Annotated in this window: 27 protein-coding genes; 3 read left to right on the top strand and 24 right to left on the bottom strand. The window is 50.2% G+C overall.

Annotated elements, in window-relative coordinates:
- Window positions 1-306: 306 nt before the first annotated feature.
- Complete coding sequence (locus tag OXB_RS18200; RefSeq protein ID WP_070098195.1) at window positions 307-747, bottom strand: single-stranded DNA-binding protein; 441 nt, start codon at window positions 745-747, stop codon at window positions 307-309.
- A gap of 265 nt (window positions 748-1,012) precedes the next feature.
- On the opposite strand from OXB_RS18200, the gene OXB_RS07555 reads away from it, so the two are divergent.
- Window positions 1,013-1,450, top strand: a complete 438-nt coding sequence (locus OXB_RS07555; protein WP_041073172.1) for a YwpF family protein — start codon at window positions 1,013-1,015, stop codon at window positions 1,448-1,450.
- A gap of 225 nt (window positions 1,451-1,675) precedes the next feature.
- Here OXB_RS07555 and OXB_RS07550 read toward each other — a convergent pair whose 3' ends face one another.
- Complete coding sequence (locus OXB_RS07550) at window positions 1,676-2,623, bottom strand: nuclease-related domain-containing protein (RefSeq protein ID WP_041073171.1); 948 nt, start codon at window positions 2,621-2,623, stop codon at window positions 1,676-1,678.
- 336 nt (window positions 2,624-2,959) lie between these two features.
- Here OXB_RS07550 and OXB_RS07545 point away from each other — a divergent pair, with 336 nt between their 5' ends.
- Window positions 2,960-3,235, top strand: a complete 276-nt coding sequence (locus OXB_RS07545) for a hypothetical protein (protein ID WP_041073169.1) — start codon at window positions 2,960-2,962, stop codon at window positions 3,233-3,235.
- A gap of 305 nt (window positions 3,236-3,540) precedes the next feature.
- Here the strand turns inward: OXB_RS07545 and OXB_RS07540 are convergent, their stop codons facing one another.
- From OXB_RS07540 to spoIID, 10 genes are all read right to left on the bottom strand, one after another.
- On the bottom strand, window positions 3,541-3,924 hold the full coding sequence (locus OXB_RS07540; protein ID WP_041073168.1) for a hypothetical protein: 384 nt from the start codon (window positions 3,922-3,924) through the stop codon (window positions 3,541-3,543).
- 124 nt (window positions 3,925-4,048) lie between these two features.
- Window positions 4,049-4,441, bottom strand: coding sequence for a hypothetical protein (locus OXB_RS07535; RefSeq protein ID WP_041073167.1), 393 nt, complete (start codon window positions 4,439-4,441; stop codon window positions 4,049-4,051).
- Between the two features lie 91 nt (window positions 4,442-4,532).
- A complete protein-coding gene (gene fabZ, locus OXB_RS07530; RefSeq protein ID WP_041073166.1) occupies window positions 4,533-4,970 on the bottom strand; it encodes a 3-hydroxyacyl-ACP dehydratase FabZ in 438 nt (145 codons plus the stop codon).
- Between the two features lie 46 nt (window positions 4,971-5,016).
- Window positions 5,017-5,349 (bottom strand): DNA-directed RNA polymerase subunit beta, encoded by a 333-nt coding sequence (locus OXB_RS07525; RefSeq protein ID WP_084212405.1) that lies wholly within the window; start codon window positions 5,347-5,349, stop codon window positions 5,017-5,019.
- A gap of 168 nt (window positions 5,350-5,517) precedes the next feature.
- Window positions 5,518-6,354, bottom strand: a complete 837-nt coding sequence (locus OXB_RS07520) for a flagellar hook-basal body protein (RefSeq protein WP_041073165.1) — start codon at window positions 6,352-6,354, stop codon at window positions 5,518-5,520.
- A 31-nt stretch (window positions 6,355-6,385) separates the two neighbouring features.
- Complete coding sequence (locus OXB_RS07515) at window positions 6,386-7,225, bottom strand: flagellar hook-basal body protein (RefSeq protein WP_041073164.1); 840 nt, start codon at window positions 7,223-7,225, stop codon at window positions 6,386-6,388.
- Between the two features lie 57 nt (window positions 7,226-7,282).
- The gene (locus tag OXB_RS07510; RefSeq protein ID WP_041073163.1) at window positions 7,283-8,275 is read right to left on the bottom strand and encodes a rod shape-determining protein; all 993 of its coding nucleotides are present in this window, start codon (window positions 8,273-8,275) and stop codon (window positions 7,283-7,285) included.
- A gap of 182 nt (window positions 8,276-8,457) precedes the next feature.
- Window positions 8,458-8,727 carry a sporulation transcriptional regulator SpoIIID gene (locus tag OXB_RS07505; protein WP_041076426.1) on the bottom strand — a complete coding sequence of 90 codons (270 nt, stop codon included), beginning with the start codon at window positions 8,725-8,727 and terminating at the stop codon, window positions 8,458-8,460.
- 156 nt (window positions 8,728-8,883) lie between these two features.
- The gene (locus OXB_RS07500; RefSeq protein WP_041073161.1) at window positions 8,884-9,546 is read right to left on the bottom strand and encodes a M23 family metallopeptidase; all 663 of its coding nucleotides are present in this window, start codon (window positions 9,544-9,546) and stop codon (window positions 8,884-8,886) included.
- 10 nt (window positions 9,547-9,556) lie between these two features.
- Complete coding sequence (gene spoIID / locus OXB_RS07495; RefSeq protein ID WP_231860372.1) at window positions 9,557-10,429, bottom strand: stage II sporulation protein D; 873 nt, start codon at window positions 10,427-10,429, stop codon at window positions 9,557-9,559.
- Window positions 10,430-10,981: 552 nt separating this feature from the next.
- Here spoIID and OXB_RS07485 point away from each other — a divergent pair.
- Window positions 10,982-11,338: a hypothetical protein gene (locus tag OXB_RS07485; RefSeq protein ID WP_041073156.1), complete on the top strand. Its 357-nt coding sequence runs from the start codon at window positions 10,982-10,984 to the stop codon at window positions 11,336-11,338.
- A gap of 140 nt (window positions 11,339-11,478) precedes the next feature.
- Here OXB_RS07485 and murA read toward each other — a convergent pair whose 3' ends face one another.
- The 12 genes from murA to wecB form a co-directional block, all read right to left on the bottom strand.
- Window positions 11,479-12,774, bottom strand: a complete 1,296-nt coding sequence (gene murA / locus OXB_RS07480) for a UDP-N-acetylglucosamine 1-carboxyvinyltransferase (RefSeq protein ID WP_041073153.1) — start codon at window positions 12,772-12,774, stop codon at window positions 11,479-11,481.
- A gap of 357 nt (window positions 12,775-13,131) precedes the next feature.
- The gene (locus tag OXB_RS07475; protein ID WP_041073151.1) at window positions 13,132-13,359 is read right to left on the bottom strand and encodes a DUF1146 family protein; all 228 of its coding nucleotides are present in this window, start codon (window positions 13,357-13,359) and stop codon (window positions 13,132-13,134) included.
- Between the two features lie 336 nt (window positions 13,360-13,695).
- On the bottom strand, window positions 13,696-14,100 hold the full coding sequence (locus OXB_RS07470; protein WP_041073150.1) for a F0F1 ATP synthase subunit epsilon: 405 nt from the start codon (window positions 14,098-14,100) through the stop codon (window positions 13,696-13,698).
- A 232-nt stretch (window positions 14,101-14,332) separates the two neighbouring features.
- On the bottom strand, window positions 14,333-15,748 hold the full coding sequence (gene atpD / locus OXB_RS07465; protein WP_041073148.1) for a F0F1 ATP synthase subunit beta: 1,416 nt from the start codon (window positions 15,746-15,748) through the stop codon (window positions 14,333-14,335).
- Window positions 15,749-15,791: 43 nt separating this feature from the next.
- Window positions 15,792-16,646 carry an ATP synthase F1 subunit gamma gene (atpG, locus tag OXB_RS07460; RefSeq protein ID WP_041073146.1) on the bottom strand — a complete coding sequence of 285 codons (855 nt, stop codon included), beginning with the start codon at window positions 16,644-16,646 and terminating at the stop codon, window positions 15,792-15,794.
- A gap of 296 nt (window positions 16,647-16,942) precedes the next feature.
- Window positions 16,943-18,451, bottom strand: a complete 1,509-nt coding sequence (gene atpA, locus OXB_RS07450) for a F0F1 ATP synthase subunit alpha (RefSeq protein ID WP_041073142.1) — start codon at window positions 18,449-18,451, stop codon at window positions 16,943-16,945.
- Between the two features lie 25 nt (window positions 18,452-18,476).
- Window positions 18,477-19,016 carry a F0F1 ATP synthase subunit delta gene (locus OXB_RS07445; RefSeq protein ID WP_041073140.1) on the bottom strand — a complete coding sequence of 180 codons (540 nt, stop codon included), beginning with the start codon at window positions 19,014-19,016 and terminating at the stop codon, window positions 18,477-18,479.
- On the bottom strand, window positions 19,013-19,567 hold the full coding sequence (gene atpF, locus OXB_RS07440) for a F0F1 ATP synthase subunit B (RefSeq protein ID WP_084212548.1): 555 nt from the start codon (window positions 19,565-19,567) through the stop codon (window positions 19,013-19,015). Before atpF ends, OXB_RS07445 begins: the two co-directional genes overlap by 4 nt.
- Before the next feature lie 272 nt (window positions 19,568-19,839).
- Entirely contained in the window at window positions 19,840-20,064 is a 225-nt protein-coding gene (gene atpE / locus OXB_RS07435; protein WP_041073138.1) for a F0F1 ATP synthase subunit C, read from the bottom strand.
- Window positions 20,065-20,130: 66 nt separating this feature from the next.
- Window positions 20,131-20,856 (bottom strand): F0F1 ATP synthase subunit A, encoded by a 726-nt coding sequence (gene atpB / locus OXB_RS07430; RefSeq protein WP_041073136.1) that lies wholly within the window; start codon window positions 20,854-20,856, stop codon window positions 20,131-20,133.
- A gap of 30 nt (window positions 20,857-20,886) precedes the next feature.
- Window positions 20,887-21,258 (bottom strand): ATP synthase subunit I, encoded by a 372-nt coding sequence (locus OXB_RS07425; protein WP_041073135.1) that lies wholly within the window; start codon window positions 21,256-21,258, stop codon window positions 20,887-20,889.
- A gap of 887 nt (window positions 21,259-22,145) precedes the next feature.
- Window positions 22,146-23,243, bottom strand: coding sequence for a non-hydrolyzing UDP-N-acetylglucosamine 2-epimerase (wecB, locus tag OXB_RS07415; protein ID WP_231860396.1), 1,098 nt, complete (start codon window positions 23,241-23,243; stop codon window positions 22,146-22,148).
- Between the last annotated feature and the right edge of the window lie 38 nt (window positions 23,244-23,281).

Here is a 23,281-nt window from a genome sequence, read left to right as displayed (position 1 = left end):
TGACGCCGGATATGCTGGCGGGGAAAGCAGTCTCCCCCGCCTGACTTGTCCGGCTTTTTGTCGGCGGAGTTACCGCCCCTCTTTGATATAAGCTGTTCTTCCCCATGTTCACCGTGCATCGGACCCCTGATGGTCACAGTCCACGGCATGTGTTTATTCGGCCCGCCGGTTCCCCTCCCGGCGGAGTCCATCCTTTAAATTTCTCATTCCATTTTTCAGTTGTGTCAACCATTCCCGGCTTGCAGACCGGCCCCCTCTTCTCCTTCCTTGCGATTTTCCGCCGACGCTATGTATCTTGCACGACGATCAGAAAATCGGTAGTCCTTCCATTTCCTTTTCCGGCAATTGAAAATGCTCCGTTGCCTCCTCACCCGCTAATGAAGACGCTTCGCTGGCATCCGGTTCACTGTACAGGTTGTCATGAGTCCGGTTTTTCGTCGCCAAAAAACGGATATCATCGGCAATCACTTCAGTGACATACACGCGCTTCCCATCCGCCCGCTCATATGTCCGCGACTGGATCCGTCCGCCTACGCCGATCAAAGATCCTTTTCCGCAATGCTTCGCCGTATTTTCCGCCGTCCTTCCCCACACGGTGCAAAGGACAAAGTCCGTGTCCACCTCTCCTTTTTGATTTCTGAAATTGCGATTGATGGCCAATACGAAACTTGTCTGCATCCGCCCCTCCGTAAATTTCCGGAGCATGGGATCTTTCGTAAGGCGCCCCACGAGTGCAACCTGGTTCAAGTAGGTCCCTCCCTTCTTTGTGGATTGCTTTCATCATACGCGGCGGGGCTTCTTCCTGGCAAAGTCCCAAAATGGCATTTTGACCTGTTTTTCGCGGTCAAACCGGGGATTTGGAGGGAGGCTATCCGGGGAGGTTGATGGGCTTTCCTTGATTTGACGCACTTCGTCAAGTTTTTCATTTTCCGTGATAATTCGACTTTCGCACATTTGCCGATTATTTTGGAAGCTGTGGTATACTGGATGAAAAAAGAGGAGGGTGGCGACCATGAAAACGTTTAAAATGTTGTCCGTCAGCATCCTGGACGACGATCAAATGAGGGATTTCCCGCTAATCGACGGGATTATCATCAATCAGGAAAACAGCCACCATATGTGGGTCCTGGAGCTGTTCATCGATGAAAAATATCAGGAAACGTTCGAAAAATGGAAAGCCGCCGACGAGCTGCTGGAAGCCAAAGTAGTCATTTCCTACCCGGAAAACGAACCAGCCGCCTTCCGCGTCGCCGTCGAAGCAGTCAAAAAAATCGGAGACAATATTTCAGTCCTCATGAAAGGCCGACTAAAGCGGGCCCGCTCCCAATACGCGGAACAACTTCTTGAAGAGCTGATCGGCGACGGCCTCGACGGCGGCGACCTGCTCCGCCGCTTCGAGTCCGACATGCGCTCCCGCCCTCGGTTGAAAAAAGATAAGAAGAATAGTTGAGATTCGGGAATGCCGCCTGGAGATGAGGGCGGTTTTTTTTGTGGGGATGGGGGCGTGGGTTACGTGCAGGGACAAACGTTTATGGGCGCGGACATGGAGTTATGGGCGAAAACAAACGTTTATGAACACAGGGCACGCAGTTATTAATTACGAGCACAATAGATTGAACTATGAATGCTAAAACGCTTAACATGTTATGAAGCTGAAGCGTTTTAGCATCCTGTTCTATTCCATTACATAATAAGCACCTCGGCGTTCTCCCCTCTTGGATAGGCCGGAACGCAGTAAGAGCCTCTTGGCAACATGAGGATTTTTCAAAAATGTAAACTCACGGAACTCTTTATTTGTAATTCGTTTGCTGATGAGGCATGTCCAGTCTGCAAGCGCGTCATGGTGTGAGGTTGTGCTGGCGTGCTTACAATGCGGACAGCCCCATTTTCTCTGAATCCATTCCATTTGGCGGCAACCGCAAGATGGGCAGATGACGCCGAACAGAATATCCTCCCGTGCCAAGCCCATTGTTTCAATCATCGGAAACGGATCATACTCTTGATGATGTTTTCTTACTGAATTAGTCAACCTTTGAATCTCTTCTCTCTTAATGATTTCATTCTCTATCGGCACTGTCCTTAAATAATTCGGGACTTCATTAGTAAAGAGAATCTTGATTTCCAGCTCTTCCTCCATCATCAATTCATTTGTAAAAGCGAAAGCCACGATTGTTTTGATGGGCAAATTAATCTTCCTTTGCATAAGCCAATTGTTCAGTAAGTATTGTTTGCGCTCTAGCTCGACGATGGGACTGGTCATCACTTTTCGTTCGCCCGACTGTAGTTCGCGGATGAATTGGGTTGGTTTGGACTTGATCCATATCTTCCCTGCATAATTTTTCACTTCAAAAATCACGATAAATGCTGGGGTAATTAATATGGAATCCATTTGAAAATAGATTCCGTCCTGTTTCAGACAAATGTCATGCAGGATAGCATATGGATAATTAGGTCTGAACTCTTTCATATGCTTATCAAAATCCTGTTCTCCCCCAAACCCTGCTTTCGTGTTCCGATGATTTTCCCGAATTTGTTGATATTTTGCATGATCTGGATGAAGGCGTCTCATTAAAGCTTCCGTGCCTACTAAGTTTTTCGGCATCGCTCTTTCTTTAAAGATCATTTTTCTCCCTCCTTCTTTGAGGTTATCAAACAAATTTGATATTTGGAATAGATTCCCTCAAAATAGAATTTTGAGGGTTTTAACCACAATTAATTGACAAACATTTAGTTTTATGATTTTGAACACCTAGTATACGCAAGGAGGCATAAGGCGGGAGGGGTATGAAAGCTTGGGTAAAAGTGAGCGTTCCGCCTGTGGGCACACGCGTTATATAAGCGGGGACACACGGGATATGGGCGCGGGAGCACCAGATATGAGCGGAATCCATTCGGTATGAGCGCCAACCCATCTCATATCAGCGGAGACACACGGGATTTGGGCGCGGGAGCACCAGATATGAGCGGGAATACATTCGATATGAGCGCCAACCCATCTCATATCAGCGGAGACACACATAATATAGGCGCGGGAGCACCAGATATGAGCGGGAATCCATTCGATATGAGCGCCAACCCATCTCATATCAGCGGAGACACACATAATATAGGCGCGGGAGCACTAGATATGAGCGGGAATCCATTCGATATGAGCGCCAACCAATCTCATATCAGCGGGGACACACGGGATATGGGCGCGGGAGCACCAGATATGAGCGGGATCCATTCGATATGAGCGCCAACCCATCTCATATCAGCGGGGACACACGGGATATGGGCGCGGGAGCACCAGATATGAGCGGGATCCATTCGATATGAGCGCGTACTCCATGTATATGAGCGCATATTCGCCCGTTATGAGCGCGTACCCCATATATATGAGCGTGTATTCGCCCGTTATGAGCGCGCCGACGCTGTTATGAGCGGCAGATTCAGAATTATGAGCGTGCCGACGCTAGTTATGAGCGCGAGACATAGGCTCAGTTAGACAGGCAAAAACCGTCCCTCGATGCGAGGGACGGTTTTTCGGTCGGCTTGCGGTTAGCGGTTGTTGGTACCGTTCATGTTGTTTTTCCGGTTGTTATTCAGGTCATCCTTGACGTTGTCACGTGGGGTAGTGGTTGTGTCACCGGTATCGAGCCCATTGTTCATGTCGGTATCGTTTATGATGCCGTCACGTACCCGGTTGTCATTGCCGTTATCGATGCCGTCGAGGTTCGGTCCGGTTTGCCCATTGTTGTTTACGTCGTTATTGTTCACATCAGGTGTCCAATCCCGGGTCCGGTCTTCCAGGTTTTCCATCGGCGTTTCGTTGTTGTTCGGAACTGCCCCGTTATTGCCGTTGTTTTCGTTATCCCCATTGTTGTTACATGCTGCGAGGACGAGGCCCGACATGAAAACGAGCGGTAAGACTTTTTTGAACATGAAAAATTCCCTCCTTTCCACAAGCCGTTTATCATACAGACCGTATGATATTTGTAGGTTGGCTCGAAAAGAGGGAATTATCCTTGCTTCCGCTAATATTTGAAGGAGCGGCCCAGAAGCCGGCTCAGCGCTGGTTTTGTATATAATTCTTCAATATGTTTTCCACGTATAATGCTTCGGCTTTGCACTCATATTCATAGTGGGTGCCGAGCTCTTCCTGCATCATTTGAATGGTGGCGATTTGCTCTTCGGATGGCGGTTCGCTTAAGATGCGCTCAATGATTTCATTGATGCGATCGGCCAGGTCTTGATGGAATTTAGGATCCTGTTTCATGGCATCCGGTATTTTGTTGTACCAGAGCGCTTTCGTCGTGATGTACTCGCGCCAGCTGGAAAAATAATCATCGATGCTGAATCGTTCCTCGCTCCATTCGATATTGCTCATATATTGTTCAAACGTTTGTGTGATGGATCTGGTGATACTGCTTTTGATATTTGGAGATAAATCTTTGAACATCCAGTTGTACCCTCCTACTATAAAAGTGCGTTGCCGTGTAGGCACGACACTGCATTGACCATTGTAACGAAATTTCAAGTTCCTTGCAAATTTAGTTTCCGCTGGCCGGTCCGAGCGCAAATGTCATTTCCGTTTCGCACGCAATTTCTCCATCGACGGTAGCTACCGCTTTCCCCTTGCCGATTGAGCCGCGCAACCGGACGATTTCCACTTCCAGGCGCAATGTGTCGCCCGGCGTCACTTGCCGTTTGAAACGGCAGTTGTCGATGCCTGCGAAGAAGGCGAGCCGCCCTTTGTTTTCCTCTTTTTGGAGCATGGCCACCGCTCCGACCTGTGCAAGCGCTTCCACGATGAGAACTCCGGGCATGACGGGATAGCCTGGGAAATGGCCGTTGAAAAAGTCTTCATTGGCCGTCACGTTTTTGAGGCCTACCGCCCGTTTCCCCTCTTCAAGTTCCAAAATCCGATCCACGAGCAGGAAAGGATAACGATGCGGGATGATTTCTTGTATTTGACTTGCTGTCAGCATAGCATTTCCTCCTGATGGTGCGTTATGTAAAAAATGAAAGAGCCGCTTACGACTCTTTTCCGTTCATTATATCAAAGATATGTGTCCATGTTTCTTTTTTCAGCACTTCGCTTGGCTGGCCGTCCCCGAGATAGCCGTAACCGATCATCGCCCCTAGAATGGCCGCGCCCGCCAATAGCAAAAGGACCAGGAGGATGCGGAGCCATATCGGCAGGATCCGTATCTGAACCCATTTCCGGCTTTCCTCCGGTTGCCCGGTCTCTTCTTCCTTCTTTTTCCGTTCATGACGGGAGGTGCGCAACGATCGTTTGGCCGGTGCTTCGGTTTCCAGCCGCTCCCGACCGATCTGATTGGAACCATACCGTTTTTCATCTGTCATATCCGATACTCCCTAGTTCTCTAATCTCTGGCTGCCGGTAGCCGGACTATGCCGAGACCCTTCGTCCGGGTCATCCGGTCGAAACCTTCCGATGGCTTGGACCGCCCCTCTATCGTAACAGACTTTCGCTGCTTTTCATCTAAAAAGTATTATTCTCGCCACTGGCAATTATCGGATGCCGTTGATGAGGCCGAGCATCTGATCTGCCAATGTCACTGTGCGTGCATTGAATTGATAGGAACGCTGGACGGAAATCAAATCGGTCATTTCCTTCTCATAGTTGACGTTGGATGCTTCGAGTGCCTGGTTTTGCAATCCGATTCCGTTCCGCGCCGCCCCTTGGATTTCGGTCAGGATGTCGGCTTCATTGACCCCTAAATCCGCCAAGTTTTCCGGAAGGGCGAAATTGGTTGCAGATAGGCGTGTCATGACGTTCGGCCGCTCCATCACAGTGATCCCCAGCTCCGCTTGTCCGACTGTTCCGTCTGTAAATGTCATTTCCAGCACACCGCCCGGCTGGACTTTGTAGCTTTGGACGTTATCGGCAAACGTGATCGGTTGGCCTGCACTGTTCGCAACCGGGTAGCCATCGCCCGTCACGAGCATCAATTGGCCATTTGCCACCGGTGACACGTAGAAGTTCCCTTGCCGCGTATAGACGGTCTGCTCGCCGTTTTCCCCGGGCATCAGAATATTGAAATGCTGCTTCGGTTCCGTCAGCGCGAAATCGAGTTCCCGTCCCGTCATCTGCAAGGAGCCGATCTTCCAATTGACCTGCGCTTGTCCCAGGACCGCGCCGGTTCCGTAGCGGATGCCGAGCGGCGATTGCCGCGGCGCCTCGTCCGCCTTGTCATTGTTGAATTGCTGATAAAGGAGCTCATGGAAGCTCGCTTCATTCGATTTATAGCCATGCGTGCTTGCGTTGGCCAAGTTATTGCCGATTATATCAAATTGGTGTTGTAATTGATTGAGCGTATTGGTCGCTGTCGCCATCGTGCGGATCATGCGTGTTGGCCCCTTTCACTTAAGAGAGAATTCACGTGACTCGTCCGACTTCCGTCACAGTCTTTTCCATGCTTCGGTCGTACGCTTGCAGGATCTTTTGATTCGCCTCGAACGCGCGATAGGCGGTGAGCATGTCGGTCATCGCCCGGGCTGCATCCACGTTGGAAGCTTCCAAATACCGCTGCTGCATCGAGTATGTGACGCCTGCAACGCCATCAGCAGCCGGCAGATCGCCTCCGCCTTCTTGGACGAATGTCCCGTTGCCAAGTTTCATGAGCGTATCAGGACGCTGGGCAAATGAAACACCGATTGTCGCCACCTCGTTGTCCCCATCCATGATAACACCTTCACTCGTAATGTGGAAATCATCGTTTTGCAATTCGATGCGCTGGCCGTTTTCATCCAATACGTAATAGCCCGCCGGATGCGTCAGGAAACCGTTCGGATCGAGCGCAAAGTTGCCGTTTTTCGTATAATGTTCCGTGCCGCCTTCATTTTCCAACCGGAAGAAGATCGCACCTTGGATCCCCGTTTCCTCATCTGTCGGCAGCAGCCCATCGATCAACGCCACATCCGTATTCAACCCCGTTTCCCGCAGTTGCCCTTGGGTAAAGAGCGGCAGGGTTTCCTGCATATAGACACCTGTCGAAATCGGGCCGACCGGCGAGAGGCCTTTCATTTGAAATCCGTTCTTCGTCGGGATCCGGGCCGTCTCAATGCTTGACATGAACATTTCCGGGAAGGAACGGATGACGGACTGGTCCGCCTTGAACCCCGGTGTATTCGCATTGGCAATATTATTCGCCAGCAACTCCGTCTTCCGCTGCTGGGCGATCATCCCCGATCCGACTGTATAAAATCCGCGAAACATAAGCCTGACCTCCTTATACTTATTTTCGGCATATCTCCATTCATTTCAATCTCCAATTTACACCATCGATGCTTTGCCCATGTTCTCCAATAGAATCCCGGTCCCGATCGCGACACAATCCAACGGACTTTCGGCAATGAACACCGGGACCTTCAACTCTTCCGCAAGCAGCTGGTCGATCCCGTGCAGCAAGGCGCCGCCGCCTGTCAGGAAGATCCCCCGGTCGATCGTATCCGCTGACAGTTCAGGCGGTGTCTTCTCCAAGACATTTTTAGCCGCTTGGACGATCAGATAAACCGATTCCTTGAGAGCATCCCCGATTTCCTGCGAATTGACGGTGATCGTGCGGGGCAGCCCCGTAACGAGATCGCGTCCTCGGATATCGATTTCTTCCTTCCGGCCGCCTGGGAACACGGTGCCGACGTTGATTTTGATATTTTCTGCTGTCCGTTCCCCGATCAGCAGTTTGTACTCTTTTTTAATATAGTTCGTAATATCCGTATCAAATGTATCTCCCGCCACTTTAATAGACTGCGAGGTTACGATATCGCCCATTGACAGAACGGCCACGTCGGTCGTCCCGCCTCCGATGTCGATGACCATATTGCCGCTTGGCTGGAAAATGTCCATCCCTGCGCCGACTGCCGACACTTTCGGCTCCTCTTCGAGATAGATCTGTTTGCCGCCCGACTTTTCTGCGGCTTGCCGGATCGCCTTCTGCTCGACGCTCGTAATATTGGTCGGGCAGCAAATGAGGATGCGTGGCTTGGATAAAAACCCTTTGACATTCAATTTATTAATAAAATGGCGAAGCATCGCCTCTGTCACGTCAAAATCCGCAATGACCCCATCTTTCATCGGACGGATCGCAATGATGTTCCCCGGTGTCCGCCCGACCATCTGTCTTGCCTCTTCGCCCACGGCCAGCACTTTATTTGTCTTTTTATCTACGGCTACGACCGAGGGTTCATTCAATACGATCCCTTTTCCTTTTACGTGAATCAGGACATTGGCTGTGCCAAGGTCTATCCCGATATCTTTTGAAAACATTCCTCAATTTTCCCCTTCCGAAATTCCCGTATATGTACTCTCCTAACTTATAATTTTACCATAGTTATCCGGTAGTGAACATACTTTGGTACCAGGAACGATGAAATATTTTGGATATTCTCTTACATTTTCCTTCCATAGTAAAAGGACGGTCGGCATTGTTCACGACACGTCCCTTTTTCCTATTCATCGCCAATCTTCTTCGTTTCATTCATCCATTTGATGCGTGTCGCCTCGCCGCCGCGTAGATGTCTGACAGACTTATGGTAGGCCAATATTTTGGCGACTTCCTCCGATAAGGCCAGGTCGACGTTGGGTAAGCGGTCCGTGAGATCTTTATGGACTGTGCTTTTGGAGTACCCCGTCGCTTTCGCCAGCGCCCGCACTGTAAGTCCCGTTTCCAGCAACATCTTGCCGAGGCGCACGCATCGCCTCCGTATTTGCTCGTGCACGCCCTCTTCCTTTCCTGTCAGCTCCGTATCTTCCTTCATCTTATGCGGCAAATGCGGCAGGTATGCGGAAAACACGGGATTTCTGGAGGGTATCGGAGATATTCTGGGGAAAAGGAAAAAGCCACTCCAATTTCATCGGAATGGCCTCAAGGGATCTTATTGGAATCCGAGATACGTACGCGGATTTTTTGTCACGCCGTCTTCTTTCACTTCGAAATGCAAGTAGACGCCCGCTTCCGGGTTCCACTCATTTTCCGTGGCGGTTGCGATAGCTTGTCCTTGCACGACTTCCTCATCCGGCTTGACCAGGACGCCTGTCAAGGAACCATATGTCGTTTCCTTGCCATCCGCGTGAGTGATCGTCACTTCGCTGCCCTTGAACGGATCGTCGATGACTTCCTTCACTTTTCCACTCATGGCGGCAACCACTTCAAACGGTTCGCCTCCCACCGAGATGCAGACACCCGTATTCGTCACATATTTCTGATCGAAGACGAGCAGTGCGCTCTCCCGCATTTCCTCACTCGCGCCGGCATCATAAAATTCATGTAGAATAACTGCATCATCGAGTAATGTTTCGGCGAATGGGTATTTCAACGTCTCGTTTCCTGCGTTTGTCTCTACTACGACGGAATCGCTCGGATCTTTGCCTGCCATGTCGGCTTGTTCAGAGGAATCGCTTTTCATGAATGCGTTATACCCCCAGATCATACCGACGAAGACAACCGCGATGGCTGAATACAGGACAGGCCAGAACCAATTGTTTTTCTTTGGACCTTTGTTCATTTGAGAAGGGGATTTCGGTTTTTCTTCTCGCATTGTCATCACCTCACTTGCTATTATTTGCAAGTGAAGGAGTTTTTAAACACTCGGAATCATCTAATTTGAATTTTTTTATTTCGGTCGCGGTGTAATAGTGTTGAAGAATCTTTTCCGCATTCCATCCTTTCTGCGCGTATGCTTCCGCGCCGTATTGGCTCATCCCTACCCCATGGCCGTACCCTGTCGTGGTGACATGGACGATTTCATTCGTCACATCAAAAGCGATATCAAAATCGGTCGAAGCGAGTCCAAGCAAATCCCGCATCTCCCTGCCGCTTGTTTCATAACCGGTGGTGACCGCTTTCTGGACGCGGCCGGTCGGGTTCCGGACGAGCTGAAGGGAGCGGAAATGATCGGCATTCCATTGATTGCCCATGGCCCGGTTCCAGTCAGCCAGCGACATCTCGATTTGGCGTTCCACTTGGGGCGCGACTTGTTCCTCCCCCGCACTCTCGACACTCTGCAAATAGGGGATGTCGTTCCCGCTGAAGTTTTTCGCGGCTTCCGTCTTGCCGTTCGATGTGGAGAAGAACATGGCGGAGATGAGTTGATCTTCATATTTGACGATTTCCCCCGCTGTCGCTTCGACCGCGCTGCGCACCTTCTTTTCATTGCGCTTGAACTCTTTCTTCCAACGTTCTTTCCGATCCGCTTCCGTCGCATACACTTGTGCAGACACATCGGCCGCAATCGGCTTCTTCCCGCTGTCAGTCGAGCGCAAAGCATACGTCCGGGCGGCAATCGCCTGCGCCTTCAACGCCTCAGGATGGAATGTTGCCGGCATCTCCGCCGCCACAACCCCCACCACATACTCTTCCAAGGGGATCGGCTCCTTGATGCCTTCCACCCGGATCACGACGGGACATAACTCTTCGTGCAACTCCTCCGTAAGATTTTTCGTAGGCAACGGCTGTTTCAATAGGATGGGGATGAAAAATAGTAGAATTATGAAAAAAACGGTGAGTAGTTTGTCCATGGTGAAGTGTATGAGGGGATGGGAGGGATTATTCCGTTTTAGGGGGTGGAAGGGTTTCGAGGTGGGGTTGAAGCGTTTCGAGGTGGAGTGGAAGGGTTGAGAGGTGGAGTGGAAACGTTGAGAGGTGGGACGGGAGCGTTTCGAGGTTTGGCGGATACGTTGAGAGGCGGAGCGGGAGCGTTGAGAGGTTTGGAGTTTATGTTGGGAGGTATGGCGGGGGCGTTGTCAGGTTTAGGAATTATGTTTGGAGGTGAAGTAGAAACGTTGAGAGCTTCCAAGATTAGGTGGATTTTGCAAGGTTTGATACAAAAGCATTGCGAAGCTCGCAACAGACGTTTTGAAGTTGAACAGAAACGTTTCGAGGTTATGCGTTAGATGACATCGCAGAATACGGAGGGAGGAGTTATGGGCGTTATACGACGGACTATGAGCGCGGACCACGATTTATGAGCGACGATGCAGATCTATGGGCGGGGAGCCGCTTGTTATGGGCGCGGAGTACTATTTATAAGCGCATTGCAGATCTATGAGCGCGGCATGCGAGTTATGAGCGCGGAGCCACTTCTTATGAGCGGCGATGGCGATCTATGGGCGCAGCACGCAAATTATGAGCGCGTACTACTATTTATAAGCGCCATTGCAGATCTATGGGCGCGGCACGCGAGCCATGAACGCTGGGCCGCTTGTTATGGGCGACGACTGCCATTTATGAGCGCCAATGCAAATCTATGGGCGCAGCATGCGAGTTATGGGCGGGAAGCCACTTGTTATGAGCGCGGACTACTATTTATAAGCGCCATTGCAGATCTATGAGCGCGGCACGCGAGTTATGGGCGGGAAGCTGCTTGTTATGGGCGGGGAGCTGCTTGTTATGGGCACTTACCACAATTTATGAGCGCGCCGTACGCCAATGCTTTATTCAAAACAAAAAAAGCCGCGGTCGGCGGCTTTTTTTAAGCGAATTGTTTTGCTTTTTCTTCGGATGTTTCGGAGATGCGGATGATGTCCGCTCCGAGGGCGGCGAGTTTGCCGTGGAAGTTGACGTAGCCGCGGTCGAGGTGTTCGAGTTCTGTGACGCGGGTGACGCCTTCTGCGACGAGTCCTGCCAGGATTAAAGATGCAGCGGCACGCAAGTCGGTTGCGGCGACTTCCGCTCCTTGCAGCTTGGATGGTCCCATGACGATCACGGAGCGCCCTTCAATCTTGACGTTCGCGTTCATCCGGCGGAATTCCTCTACGTGCATGAATCGGTTTTCGAATACCGTTTCCGTGAGGACGCCCGTTCCTTCCGATGTCAGCATGAGCGCCATCATCTGGGATTGCATATCTGTCGGGAATCCGGGATGCGGCATTGTTTTCAGGTCGACCGCTTTCAATGGATGTGTCGCTTTCACCCGGATGCCTTCTTCGAGTTCTGTAATGCTGACGCCCATTTCACCCATTTTGGAAATGAGAGCTGCATTATGTTCCGGGACGGCGTTCTCGATGATGATATCGCCCCCCGTGATTGCTGCGGCTACCATGAAGGTCCCGGTTTCAATCCGGTCAGGTATAATATGATGAGTTGTGCCATATAATTCCGTAACGCCTTCGATTCGGATTGAATCCGTTCCCGCGCCGACGACTCTGCCACCCATTTCATTGATGAAGTTCGCCAAATCGACAATTTCCGGCTCTTTTGCCGCATTTTCGATAATGGTTGTGCCTTCCGCCAATGCAGCGGCTGTCATAATATTTTCGGTGGCTCCGACACTCGGGAAGTCCAAATAAATCTTCGCGCCTTTCAACCCATGTTCCGCTTTCGCTTCGACATGTCCATGACCGAATGTAATTTCCGCTCCCATCGCTTCAAAGCCCTTCAAATGCTGATCGATCGGGCGTGACCCGATGGCGCAGCCTCCTGGCAGAGCGACTCTGGCAAAGCCGTGACGTGCAAGCAATGGGCCCATCACCAAGATGGAAGCACGCATTTTCCGGACATATTCGAACTGTGCCTCTGTCGATAATTGTCCGGACGAGTCGATTCGAACTTCTCCATCTTCCGGGGAATATTCCACCCTTGCATGCAGGCTTCTCAACACTTCGTTGATTGTGCCCACGTCCGAAAGATCCGGGACGTCGCGAATAATGTTCGTGCCTTTTGTGGCAAGCAAAGCTGCTGCAAGAATAGGCAATACCGCGTTTTTTGCCCCTTCGACTCGAACGTTGCCCTTCAGTACCCGCCCGCCTGTTATAATAATTTTATCCAAAATAAGCCCCTCCGACTCCAGTGTTGTACCTAGACATGATGCCGTCATTTATTTCGATATTTTTGTCATGATTTTAAGCATAAAAACACATACTATTTTACAGTGCCCCGGCTAATTAAACAAGCTGCCTCCGGGCTATTTTCCATGTGACTTCCGAATAGTCTATAATATGTACACATTTGACGATTTGTGTCATCGTTCGGAGAGGACAGCTTCTCTGTTCCTTTCTTTCCCCGCCGTTCGAAAAAAAAACCTCTCTGAATCCTAAAGTGCCTACATACCATCGCCCCACATACGGACAGGCCTTTCATATGTCATATGTGCGGCGATGCCATGCCGAGCGGAAGTGTCCGTCCTTCATTCAAATAAGAATGGAATACGTCTTGACCAATAGGATATCTCCAAAAAGAAATTTGATACAGCCCAACCGATGGAAATGCTGATCAAAATGAATAGAAGCTGCGCTTGCAAAACCCGGTTTTTCCGGATAATTTTCTCCGATCTCACCGCTTGCAACGCAAAAAATGAAACACCGATGAAGAAAATATGGGAGGCAATCACCAAAAGGGGATGATATCCTAGCATCTCCTCACGTCCTTCCGCTTTTTTCACAAATCAAATACGCCCGGCGTAATGTGTCGAGCTTGAAGTCTGCATGTAGAGCAAATGGTCCGATTTGCCGCATTCTTTGCTGAGGCACATCTTAGACGCCCTTCCTCCGACTCGATCCTGCCGCCCCTTCTCAGGCAACGCGGACATCCGGATGTCCTGTTCGGATCCTGTGTCTGTATGTAGCCTGCCAAACAAAGTTAAAAGACGGGCAGAAGATGTGCATCCCCTGTCCGCCTTGGTGAATGAAAAGACACTCCGCATTCATCTCCCGCCCCGTAAGGACTCGGGTCTTTGCTGAATGAAGATGGCTTATAATCTCGTTTCGTACACTTTGATCCGGGTAATGGCACGTTGCAAAGCGTATTCCATTATCTGGTGTTCTTTCTCATCCGATTGAGCCCGCAGTTTTTCTTCTGCCCGTTTAGCTGCTGCTTTCGCACGTGCTAAATCGATTGTGGCTGCCATTTCTGCACTTTGGGCTAATACGGTGACAACGTCCGGACGGACTTCGATAAAACCGCCGTGTACGGCAACATGTTCTGTCGCACCGTCTTTTTTCAGACGAAGATCTCCGATTTGAAGCGGTGCCACCATTGCGATGTGGCCGGGAAGAATCCCGATTTCGCCCGATTCGGCGGCTGCGATGATCATGTCCGCCTCAGTTTCACAGACAGGGCCGTCGGGAGTGACGATATTGACTTTCATGGTCTTCATTTTTTTTCCTCCTGGTCCCTTTAATCGAACGCCTCCGGGGTATCGCGATTGCCGCATCACTTCCGGTGCAGAAAACAGCATCCCCGGATCATGGCGAGGCCCGGTTTTCGCGTTCTCCAGTCTTCCGACTGTCATCCGCGTGTCCCACGCCCATGAATAGCGCAGCACATTCAGTCATCGCATGATCCAGGGTAAGTTCTGCCGGAGGCTTATAAAGATTTTTATCTGAAGATTAGACTTCGACACCCATGCCTTTTGCTTTCTCGATGACTTCCTCGATGCGGCCGACTAGGCGGAACGCGTCTTCTGGAAGATGGTCGTAACGGCCATCCAGGATCTCTTTGAATCCTTTGATCGTTTCAGCAACTGGCACGTAGGATCCCGCTTGGCCTGTGAATTGCTCTGCCACGTGGAAGTTTTGAGATAGGAAGAACTGGATACGGCGTGCGCGTCCAACGACCAGCTTGTCTTCTTCACTCAATTCATCCATACCGAGGATCGCGATGATGTCTTGAAGCTCACGGTACCGTTGTAGCGTCGACTGTACTTGACGTGCAACTTCATAGTGCTCTTCCCCTACGATTTCAGGGCTTAGTGCACGGGAAGTGGACGCCAACGGGTCAACCGCTGGATAGATACCCATTTCCGATAGTTTACGTTCCAAGTTCGTTGTTGCATCCAAGTGAGCAAATGTCGTAGCCGGAGCCGGGTCCGTATAGTCATCCGCCGGTACGTAGATCGCTTGGATCGAAGTAACGGAACCGACGTTCGTCGATGTGATCCGTTCTTGCAATTGACCCATTTCCGTAGCAAGTGTCGGCTGGTAACCAACCGCTGATGGCATACGGCCAAGAAGCGCCGATACCTCGGAACCTGCCTGTGTGAAACGGAAGATGTTATCGATGAAGAGAAGAACGTCTTGCCCTTGCTCGTCACGGAAGTATTCAGCCATTGTCAAACCGGTAAGTGCTACACGCATCCGCGCACCCGGTGGTTCGTTCATCTGACCGAAGACCATCGCCGTTTTGTTGATAACGCCGGAGTCCGTCATTTCATGGTACAAGTCGTTTCCTTCACGTGTACGTTCCCCAACACCTGCGAATACGGAGATACCGCCGTGTTCTTGCGCGATGTTGTTGATCAATTCTTGGATTAGAACAGTTTTCCCTACACCCGCACCACCGAAGAGGCCGATTTTACCACCCTTGATGTACGGTGCAAGCAAGTCAACTACTTTAATACCTGTTTCCAGGATTTCAACTTCTGTTGAAAGGTTTTCGAATGTTGGTGCCGAACGGTGGATCGGATCGCGTTGCTCGGAAGCCGGGATCTCCTCCCTCAAGTCGATGACTTCACCTAGTACGTTGAATACGCGTCCTAGAGTCACATCACCTACTGGAACCGAAATGGCAGCACCTGTATCTAGAACTTCCGCACCGCGTTGTAGGCCGTCTGTCGATGACATCGCAATCGTACGGACGGAGTCGTCACCAAGGTGCAATGCGACTTCCAATGTCAACGTTTCAGCTTCCGCATTCGCACGTTGGATTTGGACCTTCAATGCGTTATAGATATCCGGCAGGTTTCCGCCGTCAAACTTAACGTCGACAACCGGACCCATAACTTGAAGAATTTGTCCTTTATTCATGCTTTTCCCTCCTGTCTTACTCGTTTCCCTGCCTGGTCCGCCCTTATTCGAGAGCGGCGACGCCACCGACGATTTCCGTAATTTCTTGCGTGATCGCGGCTTGTCGGGCACGGTTGAATGAAAGTGTTAAAGAATCTATTAATTCAGAAGCATTATCTGTAGCGGTTTGCATCGCTGTCATACTGGAAGCATGTTCGCTCGCTTTTCCATCGAGCACCGCGCCGAATATGAGACTTTCCGCATACTGCGGAAGTAGAACTTCCAGGATCGCTTCTCCTGACGGTTCGAACTCATAGGACGCCGTCGGTGCTGATGTGAGATCTGTGAGCGGAAGCAATTTCTTTTCAGTCGCTTCGCTTGAGATGGCGGAAACGAAGTGGTTGTAGTATAAGTACACTTCATCGTAGACGCCCTCTGTGAACATGCCAACAGCACGGTTCGCGATGTCTTTGATTTCCCCGAATGTAGGATGGTCGGACAAGCCGATGAGACTTTCAACGACATTGAACCCCATCCGATTGAAGAATTCAAACCCTTTACGACCGATTGCGATGATCATCACTTCGTCTTTCGACTTGTGACGGGATTCGATGGCACGTCTCGCAACCCGGAGGATGTTAGCGTTGTAACCTCCTACAAGTCCACGATCCGATGTGATGACGATGTATCCTGTCTTTTTGACAGGTCGCGATGTCAACATCGGGTGGCCGGAGTCGCTTGTCCCTGCCGCGATGGAGCCTACCACTTCCTGGATTTTCTCCATGTATGGGACGAACGCTTTTGCGTTCTGCTCGGCACGCGTCAGTTTCGAAGCGGAAACCATCTGCATCGCTTTCGTGATCTGGCTTGTCTTCTTCGTCGATTTAATACGAGTTTCTATATCGCGTAATGATGCCACTGGCAATTCACCACCTTATCGTTTTTTATAGAACAGTATAAAACAAACCGTTGCTTTCCGTTCCAGGCGGACGCTTTCCGCGGGCACGGCTTCAATCAATCGAACTGCGTAGGGTTCGATTTGCCGTATTTCTGCGTATTTTGCAGAAATTAAGGCATCCTCCTGTTGCCAAACGCTACGCTTTTTGGCACAAAGGCCGTTCTTCGTGACGTCCTTCGCTGGAGTCGCCGCCTTCCACTCCAAGCAACTGGAGCTACAAAGGACGATTCAGTTGTTCATTTTATATAGCTAGTCATTTATTCGGACGGTACAAAAGTTTTCTTGAACGCGTTGATTGCGTCAGCCATCACATCATCTGATGGAAGGTCTTTTGTCGTACGGATATGTTCCAAAACTTCAGTGTGGTTGGATTCGAGCCATGTGTTGATTTCGCTTTCGAACCGAAGGATGTCTTTGACTGCGACATCATCCAGGAATCCGCGTGTCAATGCGTAAAGGCTGACAACTTGGTATTCGACTTTCAACGGTTTGTTCAAGTCCTGTTTCAAGACTTCAACCGTACGCGCTCCGCGATCCAGTTTCGCTTTTGTCGCAGCGTCAAGGTCGGAACCGAATTGAGCGAACGCTTCAAGCTCACGGTATGCCGCCAAGTCGAGACGAAGCGTACCCGCAACTTTCTTCATCGCTTTGATTTGCGCCGAACCACCTACACGGGATACGGAAAGACCGGCGTTGATCGCTGGACGTACACCCGAGAAGAAGAGGTCGGACTGAAGGAAGATCTGTCCGTCAGTGATCGAGATTACGTTCGTCGGAATATAAGCGGAGATGTCCCCTGCTTGTGTTTCGACGAATGGCAGTGCTGTGATGGAACCTGCACCTAATGTATCGTTCAATTTAGCAGCACGCTCGAGTAGACGGGAGTGCAAGTAGAAAACGTCACCTGGGTAGGCTTCACGGCCTGGAGGACGACGAAGTAGCAAGGAAAGTTCACGGTATGCAGCCGCTTGTTTCGATAGGTCATCGTATACGACAAGAACGTGTTTTCCTTGGAACATGAACTCTTCCGCCATCGTAACGCCTGTGTATGGCGCAAGGTATAGAAGCGGAGCCGGTTGTGAAGCAGATGCTGTAACGACGATCGTGTAATCAAGGGCACCGTTTTTACGAAGTGTTTCAACAACACCGCGGACTGTGGATTCCTTTTGTCCGATCGCAACATAGATACAGATCATATCTTGGTCGGCTTGGTTGAGGATCGTGTCGATCGCGACCGAAGTTTTACCGGTTTGACGGTCACCGATGATCAATTCACGTTGTCCACGACCGATCGGAACCAATGCGTCGATCGCTTTGATACCTGTTTGGAGTGGTTCGTGAACCGATTTACGCGCCATGACACCTTGTGCCGGGCTTTCGATCGGACGGGTTTTCGTTGTGGCAATCGGACCAAGTCCATCCACTGGTTGACCAAGCGGATTGACGACGCGTCCGATCAATTCTTCACCGACAGGAACTTCCATGATACGGCCTGTACGACGTACTTCATCGCCTTCTTTGATATCTGTGTATGGTCCAAGGATAACGATACCGACGTTGTTCGCTTCCAAGTTTTGCGCCATACCCATGACACCATTAGAGAATTCCAAAAGTTCTCCAGCCATGACGTTGTCGAGGCCATGAGCACGTGCGATACCGTCACCAATGACGATGACCGTACCGACTTCGCTCACTTCCATTTCAGATTGATATCCTTCAATCTGCTGCTTTATAAGAGAACTGATTTCCTCAGCTTTGATGCTCATGTATGTCACCCCTCAAAATTCAGATTTAGGAACCGATCAGGTCCCGTTTCAAGCGGTTGAGCTTCGCGCTCAAACTGCTATCGTAGATCTGGTTGCCGATTTGAAGGCGGATGCCTCCGATCAGGCTCGGATCGATAATATTTTCAATGCGTAAGGATAGCTTGCCGACTTTTCTAGCGAATGCTGCAGAAATCGATTGGCTTTCGCTTTCCGTCAATGGACGGGTGGAGTAAACTTTCGCGTCCGCCACACCAGCTGCATCATTGGCATACTCGACAAACTCTTCCACTACGTTCACGACTTCGTTGATGCGTTTCTTTTCAAGCAAGACGAAAAGTGCATTTAAGACATACGGGTTTGCCGTTTGGAACGCACCCGACAATAAATTCTTTTTCGCTTCCTCGGTGAGTCTCGGCGTCTCTAATAGTTCGCCGAGCTTTTCATTGTCCAGGAACACTTTCTTCACTTCGAGAAGCTCTTCCCGAAGTTGTCCCGTAAGCCCTTTTTCCTGCGCTAGTTCAAACAATGCGAGCGCATAGCGTTTTGCCGCTACGGATTGACTCATTGCGCATCGCCTGCTTTCACAATCGTCTCCTCAATCAGTGCGCGGTTATCCTCCTCGGACACTTCTTTACCGAGTACTTTCGACGCAGCCAAGATGGAAAGGGATACGAATTCTTCGCGGACTGCCGCGATGGCCTTTTCTTTTTCCGTCGCGATTTCAAGTGCTGCCGAGTCTTTCATGCGACTCACTTCAGCGCGTGCTGCCTGTACAAGCTCTTCACGTTGGGCATCCCCTTGTTTGCGGGCGCTCTCTACGATTTGCTGTGCATCTTCACGAGCGGTTTTCAAGAGATTACGTTGTTCATCCAATAGCTTCTGGGATTCTGCGCGGCTTTTTTCAGCCTCTTCGATTTCTTTTGCGATCAATTCGGCACGTTGGTCCATGACACCCATCAATGGGCCCCATGCGAATTTTTTCAGAAGAATCATCAGAATCGTGAAAAATACGACCGTGACGATAATATCGCCCAGGTTCAATCTGTTATTCAAACTTGCTAGAAATCCTGAATTGGGTGCTTCTGCAGCCAATAGGACGAAGTTATCCAAAAACACGATTGTTTCACTCCCTTCAAGTGCTTCTGCCTCTGTCAATCATGCCTCGGCTTCTTATGTACCGCCGAAGGCTTCAATCAGGCCCGTCGGATGTCCGCGGGAACCTGTACGATATCGAATTCGTTCATTATTTGCATAATCAGGGTCTTCCTATACATAAAGGAATGGCGAAGGACTACAAATTGCGCTCTTCGCCATTTTTGACTATCAATCAATTACGCCTAGCTATCCGGTCACTCCAAGTGTCCGAAGACTGCTAAATCATGTTTCTATTATTGGTTCATTACGATGAACGCGACAACTGTAGCGATGATCGGAAGGGCCTCAACTAACGCTACCCCGATGAACATTGTCGTTTGAAGCACACCGCGTGCTTCCGGTTGACGAGCGATACCTTCGACTGTTTTGGAAACGATCAAACCGTTACCGATACCTGCACCAAGTGCACCAAGACCGATTGCGAGTGCTGCTGCTAAAAGACCAACTGAACCTACCATAGTTTTATTTCCTCCTAAATTTTCTTGTTTTTTTGTTTTTCGCCCGGAAAAACGGGCATTATATGTTTAATGATCTGTATTGACCTTGTGCGCCATATAGACCATCGTCAACATAACGAAAATGAATGCTTGGATCGCTCCGATGAAGAGGGAGAACCCTTGCCAAGCCAGTGCGGGAACCAATGCGCCGGCAAAGCCGAAGAAACTGGAAGCCCCGAGTGATGCGAGTAGTCCGATGAGGATTTCCCCCGCGTAGATGTTTCCGTAAAGACGTAGACCGAGAGTCAACGTGTTTGCAAATTCTTCAATGATATTAATTGGAGCCAAGAATGGAAACGGCTTGATGTACCCTGTGAGGTACTGTTTCATGCCCAGCTGTCTGACGCCGTAGTAGTGGGTCAGGGCAACGACCATCGTGGCGAGTGTCATCGTGATGACAGGATCCGCCGTCGGTGATTTCCACCATAGCTTATAATCCCATGAGATCGCCATGGGCAATCCCAATACGTTGGCTACGAAAACGAACATGATGAGCGTGATGCCGAGGACATGGAAGCGGCCTCCCGTTTTCCAGTCCATGTTGTTCTTGATGATCCCTTTGACGAAGTCCATAATCCATTCGAAAAAGTTTTGCATCCCTGTCGGTTTGACTTGCAAATTACGTGTTGCCGCAACGGCGATCAGGAAGACTATGAGACAGGTGATAAAAAGCATCAGAACGTTTGATAAGTTGAAAGTCAATTCAAAAGCCGTTCCTTCGAAAGCCGTCCATAACGGGTTTTCATGGTTCAAGTTTCGTTCACCTCCCTTTGACAAGTCGGATTATTGATGTCTTGCGTGATAAATGATCCTGTCAACCAATAACAGGACATAAGGAATCATGAGACCGATCACCGTACTGATCATGTCCACGTGTTCCGGTAACGAAATTGCGATGGCCGCCGCGGCTACACCTGAGGCGAAACGCATCGCAGTCCCTATGGAAGCTCTCCCTTTCCCTGCCGCAATCGTACGGTCAAATCTTTCCATTCTACGGACAAGAATCCAGAAATTATACAATCCGAACAAAGAACCGAGGATTAATCCAGCAAAAATTTGTGGAAATCCAGTAAACGCCCACCCAAGAACGAACAATGCAAGCAAAAAAAAGAGCACCCTCTTTTGCCTTTTATGGATTTCTTGGAGTGTTTGCATAGTTAGTCGTTCTCCTGAATTCTTATTTTGGGATCGTGTGGAGCTTGTCCACCTGCCAATGAACAGACCTTGCAAGTGAACACAAAAGGATAGCGGGGTGGTTCCCGTGTCGCTGTCCAGCCTGTTACCGGCAGACTCCGCAAAGGATGGAAACCTGAAAATTGCTAGGGTATTGTCGATTCGGTGTCAAGAAGCGTAGATACCTGCTGTGGAAGCGACACCCGACTTTCCGCACCAATCGACGATTTGGGATGTGATGATCGAAACCTCGACGGTTCGGTGACGGTTCATTTTTATATAGATGAAACCCTATCATTCTTATCCTTTGTTAGCATACAATAGCGCAAATTTGATGTCAATTGATTCCCGTGAAAATCTTCACATAGCGACAGTTTTGTCAAACAAACGACAAATTTGAGAAGTTGAAGTGAATTTTTGGGTCGGGTGGGGTTGGTGATGGGGTTTTGGGTTGGTTGTGGGATTCGAGCTTGGCGGTTTCGGGTGGGGACATGATTGTTCCGGGGTTTGCCATGACAGTCGGGTGGATTGCCATGACAGTTCGCGCGCGCCATGACAGTTTTGGGGATTGTCCTTACAGTTGGGCGGATTGCCATGACAGTTTCGCAGATCGGGGCTGTCCGAAAAGTCCAGGCACAGAGTTGGATACTAGCAAAAAGCAAGGGCGCCGGGAGACTCCTGCGGGAAAGCCGGCCGACGAGACCCCGCACGGCTGTATGCCGGAGGAGGCTCGTCGGCTGGCCCGCGGAAAGCGACCAGAGCCCTTGCTTTTTGCGTGTTTAACCGGAAATCCACTTTCTGGACAGCCCCAATCCGCTCAATTTCTTCAATAAAAGAAAACAACCGGGATCGCCCCGGTTGTCAAGGTTTTATTGAGAAGCTAGATAAGCCTTCAAGGCGTCCACAATCCGCTCGGAGGCGTAGCCGTCTCCGTATGGATTGGAAGCGTGGGCCATTTTGTGATATTCCTCTTCATTAGATAGCAAAGCGTCCGTCAATTCGAATATGGTATCTTCGTCGGTACCCGCCAGTTTCAGCGTCCCCGCTTCGATCCCTTCCGGCCTTTCTGTCGTGTCTCGCAGGACGATCACCGGTTTCCCAAGGGACGGAGCTTCTTCCTGGATGCCTCCCGAATCGGTCAAAATAATATGGGAACGTGCAGCAAAGTTGTGGAAATCCACCACTTCCAGCGGTTCGATCAGATGGACGCGCGGGTTGTTGCCGAGCAGTTCGTCGGCCACTTCCCGGACCGCCGGATTCATATGGACCGGGTAAATCACTTGGAGATCCGCATACTTGTCCAGCAAGCGGTTGATGGCCCGGAACATATTCCGCATCGGCTCTCCAAGATTTTCCCTTCGATGGGCTGTCAATAAGAGAAGGCGATCCGTTCCCAACTGGTCCAGGACAGGATGGGCATATTCGTCGCGCACTGTCGTCCGGAGCGCATCGATTGCCGTATTCCCTGTAATATGGATCCGATCTGTCGGCTTTCCTTCGTCCCGTAGATTACGGGCGGACTTTTCAGTCGGGGCAAAATGAAGATCCGCAATCACTCCTGTCAATTGGCGGTTCATTTCCTCCGGATACGGTGAATGTTTGTCCCATGTGCGCAGTCCCGCTTCGACGTGGCCAACCGCTATTTTATTGTAGAAAGCCGCGAGACTTCCGATGAAAGTCGTCGATGTATCCCCGTGCACGAGCACAATATCCGGTTCCGTCTCTTTCATGACGCGGTCCAATCCTTCCAATCCCCGCGTCGCGACATCCACCAATGTTTGACGATCCTTCATGATATTCAAATCATAATCCGGCTGAATTCCGAATGTCTCGAGGACTTGGTCCAACATTTGTCGATGTTGCGCGGTAACCGTCACGATCGACTCGATCTCTTCCTCATGTTTTTGCAGTTCCAGCACGAGCGGGGCCATTTTGATGGCTTCAGGCCGTGTGCCAAAAATTGTCATCACTTTCCATTTGCGTTTCAACACGTTCACGCCTTCCA

The organism is Bacillus sp. OxB-1 (assembly GCF_000829195.1).
Taxonomy (GTDB): Bacteria; Bacillota; Bacilli; order Bacillales_A; family Planococcaceae; genus Sporosarcina.
Note: the sequence above shows the minus strand (reverse complement) of the source record. Positions and strands in the feature narration are given on the sequence as shown.